Raw genomic sequence first — 5,388 nt, 5'->3', positions numbered from 1 at the left:
TATGGAAGCAATATAAAATATTTATTACCTTTATGCCATTATTGCATATAGATCATTTTGTGTTTTTATCATTTGAACAATTAAAAATTCTATTTGCTGAATTTATTATATTATCAATGAAAGTGTTAGCGCGTTTTTTTTTATTTTTATTTCTAGCTTTTTTAGCTGCGCCCACTATTGTTATCCTCATTAAAAAAAGTTCTGACATTACGGTTTTTTTTGATTTTGCCGAAGAGGAAGAAGACTCTCAAAAAGAAATAAAGAATTTTGTTCATCAAGAATTGGTAAATATTGAGCTGATTAATGTTTATTTTAAAGAAATTAATTTTCTTTTTTCAAACAAGACAGCTAAACATGACAATGTAATTACTTTTATTTTTGCACCCCCTCCAAACTTAGGATAGTATTATTTTCAAAAAAAAAATAGTCTATATCTTTTTGATATGGATTAAGGTTTATGTACATATAATTATTATCTTATGAAAAATAGAGTCAATCTTTTTGCTCACCTCAAGTCTGATTTTGCCGCTGGTCTTGTAGTTTTTTTAGTGGCTTTGCCACTTTGTTTAGGTATTGCTCTGGCTAGTGGAGCACCTTTGTTTTCAGGTATTATTTCAGGTGTTGTAGGAGGAATAGTAGTAGGTTATTTGAGTCAATCACATTTAAGTGTTTCTGGTCCAGCAGCAGGATTAACTGCAATTGTCTTAACAGCAATTACTGATTTGGGTTCGTTTAATTCGTTTCTATTAGCAGTTTTAATTGCAGGTATTATTCAATTAATATTAGGTTTTGTTAAAGCTGGAACAATTTCAAATTATTTCCCAAATAATGTTATTGAGGGAATGCTGGCAGGAATAGGTGTAATTATAATCTTAAAGCAAATTCCCCATGCATTTGGTTATGATCCAGATTTTGAAGGAGACGAATCTTTTTTTCAAATAGATGGGCAAAATTCTTTCTCAGAAATTTTTCAAGTGATTAATCATGTTCAACTAGGATCCATCATTATAGCGTTACTTTCACTTTCAATTTTAATACTTTGGAATAAAGTCGATTTTTTAAAGAAAATTAAGTTAGTGCCGCCCGCATTAGTTGTAGTAATAGTGAGTATTTTGGTTAATGAGTTTTTCTTACAATCAGGGAGTGATTTAGCCATTGTTAAGGAACATTTAGTAAGCTTACCGGTTCCTACAACTTTAGCTGAATTTAAAAATATCATTGTCACTCCAGATTTTTCTGCCATTTCAAATTCAAAAGTTTGGATTGTAGCTATTACAATTGCTGTAGTTGCTTCAATTGAGACTTTATTATGCATTGAAGCATCTGATAGAATGGACGATTTAAAAAGATATACCAATACTAACGTAGAATTGAAAGCGCAAGGAATAGGTAATATTTTGAGTGCACTTTTAGGCGGATTACCAATGACATCTGTGGTAGTGCGAACCACTGCAAATAATAGTGCGGGTGCCAAATCAAAAATGTCTGCAATTATTCACGGTGTGCTTTTGTTAGTAAGTGTTTTAGCAATTCCATCATTATTAAATAAAATCCCATTAGCAACACTGGCAGCGGTTTTATTATTAGTAGGTTATAAATTAGCATTTACTAATATCAAGCATTTTATAAAGTATATGCCAAAAGCTGTTAACGTATTAATTATTTCACTCGTTTGTATTAAAATAGCCTATGATGCTGTGCATGATTTTAATATTGTAGTAATTGTTTTTACAATTGTATCTGTTGTCATTTTAATTTATTGTTTATTAGAATTTAAAAAAAATAATGAATTTAGAAAAACTATTACACGGAATCAGTATTTGTATTTTCCTTTTTTTGCAACAACTATCGCAGTTATATTTACTGACTTGCTCAAAGGGGTTGCATTAGGGATTTTAATAAGTATCATTTTTGTACTAAAAGGCAATTTAAAACGTGCATATAATTTTAGAAAAGAGAATTATGAATCAGGTGATATAATTCACATAGATTTGGCTCAAGAGGTTTCGTTTTTAAATAAATCAGCTATTAAACAGACGTTGAATGACATTCCAGAAAATTCAAAAGTAATTATTGATGCAAAAGATACGGTGTATATTGCTCATGATATTTTAGATTTAATACACGAATTTAAAACGATTAAGGCTGTGGATAAAAAAATTAAAGTAAAACTGAAAGGATTTAAAGAGGCTTACGAATTAGAAAACTCAAATGATTCTAACAATCATGTAACTTTTGAACACTATTATGACGCAGCTAAACGGGTAATGGTTAAAAAGCCAATAGGCGACACAACAGATTTTTAAGGTTGAATGTGTTATAAAGAGATTGAAATAATTAACAAACATTAAATTAAATAAAATGAGTGATTTTTATAAAAAAATATTAGATAATAATAAAAAATGGGTTGAAACATCACTTGCGAGTGATCCTAATTTTTTTGCAGATTTAGCTAAAGGTCAAACACCGCCTTTATTGTGGATCGGTTGTTCTGACAGCCGTGTTCCTGCAAATGAAATTGTAGGAGCAAAGCCAGGTGAGGTTTTTGTACACCGTAATATTGCAAATATGGTGGTGCACACGGATATGAATATGCTTAGTGTTTTGGATTATGCTGTAAATGTTCTTAAAGTAAAGCATGTAATCGTGTGCGGACATTATGGTTGTGGTGGTGTTAAAGCGGCTATGGGCAATCAGTCTATTGGGGTTATTGATAACTGGATTCGTCATATTAAAAATGTTTACCGCTTGCACAATACCTATTTAGATAGTATTCAAGACGAAACAGAGCGTTTCAATACATTTGTAGAGCTCAATGTAAAGGAACAGGTTTTTGATTTAGCAAAAACATCTATTGTTCAGGGCGCATGGAGAAACAATCAGGATCTAACCTTACACGGATGGGTTTACGGTTTAAACTCTGGTTTTGTAACTGATTTAAATGTAAACATAAGCTCAGAAGATGACCTTGATGAAGTATATCAATTAAAATTCTAAATTATTAAAGGCCCAAAGAGTAAATTGCTTTTTGGGTTTTTTTATTCTTCGTCCAGATTTTCATTGAACGCATTGGGTAATAGAGTAGGAATGAATTTTATCAAAATAGGCAGTAATAAACTACCGCCTGGTAGTAAAAAAATAGTCAAAGACGGGATGGTTTTACAAATTTCTAACAATTGTTTTTTGACTTTTTTCTTTTCTTTTTCATCAAGATCTCTTCGGGTGGAATAAGCAAGCAAAACCATTAACTCCTTACTTTGATAGAGTTCTTTTAATAGCCGGTTTTTATTTCGGCTTATTAAGGTAACTACACTTTGCGTAGTTTGATCGTAAAAATGTTTAACAGGATTAGAGTAATTAAAATACGGAATGTCCTTTTTGTGTTCTGCTATAAATGCGTTTGTGCTTAGCAAGCTTTTTACTACAAATTGATCATCAATGGAAAGCGTTGTGGCAAGCGAATGTAAAAAGTAGTTTTCTTCATTTTCTATTTCGCCATCGCTCCATAATGCCATACAAGCTAGATCAATCAAGTAATATTTTTCAAGATCATTTGTAAAATAATCTAGTTGCAGTGTATCTAAGTTTTGTGTTGTTCCTTTTGAAAACTTACTGTAACGTATTGATGCTTCAAAAAGTTTAATTAAAAGATCATCATATTGTGATTTTTTAGTCTTTATTTTTAAAGCTAATGTGACTACGTTTACAATAGTCTCCTCAATTTTTTTTAAATACTTTTCTGGAATTTCTCCTTTAACAAGATATTGTTGAAATGCAATAATATCTATGAATAATAAAGCATTGGTAACCAAGTGTGAAAAATTTTTATTGATGATACTCTCGTTTGTTTGTACTCGATCATCAATAATTTTTTCAAGTGTAAGCGCTAGTGAATCTTTGGGTAATATTTTTTTAAACAAATTAAATCCTTGAGGATTCATTTGGTTATAAAAAGTTACCGTTTCTTTTATGAAAAGATCACTTTGATTTTCTCCTTTTGTCAAACAAAAAACATCATAGAGGAGTGTAAGTAATGCTACCTTTGATATTTCATCCTTAAACCAGCCTTTGGTTTGAATTTGATTAGGAGTGTTAAAGGCAATGATATGACCATAAATAAAACCAGTTGCTCTTACTTTTTCATAAAAAGCATTAGTTGTAATGGCATTAGATTTTGTAGAAAAATCTTGCTCATTAAAAAATTTATCTATCCAACCTATAGCTGACGGGTTAATCATTGTTTTAATTTCAGAGTACAAAGCTATTCTTTTTTAGGTAAGTTTTTGAATCATAAAATTAGTTTAACAAAAGAATTACAAACACTTTAATTTTTGTTAAGAAAACGATGCGAGAAACATTCAACTAAGCTTTAGGCAGCACTACTATGAATTACGGGATTCGTGTTTTTTGTATTTAGTACAGATTAAATTCAGAAGTAAATTCTATTTTTTTTAAACATGTTGATTTAGATTGCAGCACATGTTTTGTTGAAACAGGAATTTTGTAAAAGCGTATAATTAAAACAGGCTTCGATTTTTGATTATCGAAGCCTGTTTTAATAAAAAATGATAAACTCATTTTAAGAATTAAAAAGTTGTTCAGCTTTTTCCCAGTTAATAACATTCCAAAAAGAGTTAATGTAATCAGCTCTTCGGTTTTGATTTTTGAGGTAATAAGCATGTTCCCAAACATCTAAGGCTATGATTGGTTTACCTTTAAGACCTTTTCCTTTCAAACGCATTAATGGATTGTCTTGATTAGCAGTGGAACCAATTACGAGTTGATCATCTTTAACTACTAACCATGCCCAACCTGAACCAAAACGTTTCATGGAAGCATCAGCAAACTGTTTTTTGAATTCATCAAATGATCCAAAACTACTAGTGATTGCTTCGGCTAGTTTCCCCTTGGGCAAACCACCTCCAGCAGGAGATAGTAACTCCCAAAATAAGGTGTGATTGTAATGGCCTCCAGCATTATTACGTATTGAATCTGGAAACTGTGACATTTTTTCAAATATAGTTTCGAGTGAGCTTGAAGATTCAACAAGTTTTTTATCAAGAGTTCCTATCGCCTTATTTAAGTTGGTTACGTAGGCTTGATGGTGCTTTCCATAATGAATTTCCATTGTGGCTTTATCTATATGAGGCTCAAGAGCATCAGTAGAATAAGGTAATTTTGGCAATACAAATGGTCCTCCTTCAAGGCTATTAGTTAACATATCGATCCCAAGTTCTTCGAGTAGGGGCTGAGTAGTATTTGCAAAAGCGTCCTGTAATAAAGTACTCCCTATCAAGGTTCCTGTTGAAAGTATTGCTGTTTGCTTTAAAAAACTTCTTCTGCTAGTATTATTTTCCATTAGTTTTTTTGTTTTGACATGCCTAAACA

5 protein-coding genes are annotated in these 5,388 nt (G+C 31.1%); 3 read left to right on the top strand and 2 right to left on the bottom strand.

All coding sequences use genetic code 11. The features are described from left to right. The 3 genes from FPG59_RS16685 to can form a co-directional block, all read left to right on the top strand. Positions 1-404 (top strand): hypothetical protein (locus FPG59_RS16685; RefSeq protein WP_176330753.1); only part of this gene is annotated, 404 nt, incomplete at its 5' end. A gap of 75 nt (positions 405-479) precedes the next feature. Further along, a complete protein-coding gene (locus FPG59_RS16975; RefSeq protein ID WP_254906707.1) occupies positions 480-2,306 on the top strand; it encodes a SulP family inorganic anion transporter in 1,827 nt (608 codons plus the stop codon). A gap of 55 nt (positions 2,307-2,361) precedes the next feature. Beyond that, complete coding sequence (can, locus tag FPG59_RS13445; protein WP_086455101.1) at positions 2,362-2,997, top strand: carbonate dehydratase; 636 nt, start codon at positions 2,362-2,364, stop codon at positions 2,995-2,997. Between the two features lie 41 nt (positions 2,998-3,038). Here the strand turns inward: can and FPG59_RS13440 are convergent, their stop codons facing one another. Both FPG59_RS13440 and FPG59_RS13435 read right to left on the bottom strand, forming a co-directional pair. Further along, entirely contained in the window at positions 3,039-4,238 is a 1,200-nt protein-coding gene (locus FPG59_RS13440; RefSeq protein WP_086455100.1) for an LETM1-related biofilm-associated protein, read from the bottom strand. A 341-nt stretch (positions 4,239-4,579) separates the two neighbouring features. Continuing rightward, the gene (locus FPG59_RS13435) at positions 4,580-5,221 is read right to left on the bottom strand and encodes a superoxide dismutase (protein WP_086455103.1); all 642 of its coding nucleotides are present in this window, start codon (positions 5,219-5,221) and stop codon (positions 4,580-4,582) included. Positions 5,222-5,388 lie beyond the last annotated feature (167 nt).

This window comes from Flavobacterium sp. FPG59, assembly GCF_002150205.1.
Lineage (GTDB): Bacteria > Bacteroidota > Bacteroidia > Flavobacteriales > Flavobacteriaceae > Flavobacterium.
This window is presented reverse-complemented; position numbering and strand designations above follow the sequence as displayed.

What these genes read in the sequence shown, in the direction of transcription:
- FPG59_RS16975 (WP_254906707.1), top strand. Translation starts at nt 480, where the DNA reads ATGAAAAATAGAGTCAATCTTTTTGCTCACCTCAAGTCTGATTTTGCC.
- can (WP_086455101.1), top strand. Translation starts at nt 2,362, where the DNA reads ATGAGTGATTTTTATAAAAAAATATTAGATAATAATAAAAAATGGGTT.
- FPG59_RS13440 (WP_086455100.1), bottom strand. Translation starts at nt 4,238, where the DNA reads ATGATTAACCCGTCAGCTATAGGTTGGATAGATAAATTTTTTAATGAG.
- FPG59_RS13435 (WP_086455103.1), bottom strand. Translation starts at nt 5,221, where the DNA reads ATGTTAACTAATAGCCTTGAAGGAGGACCATTTGTATTGCCAAAATTA.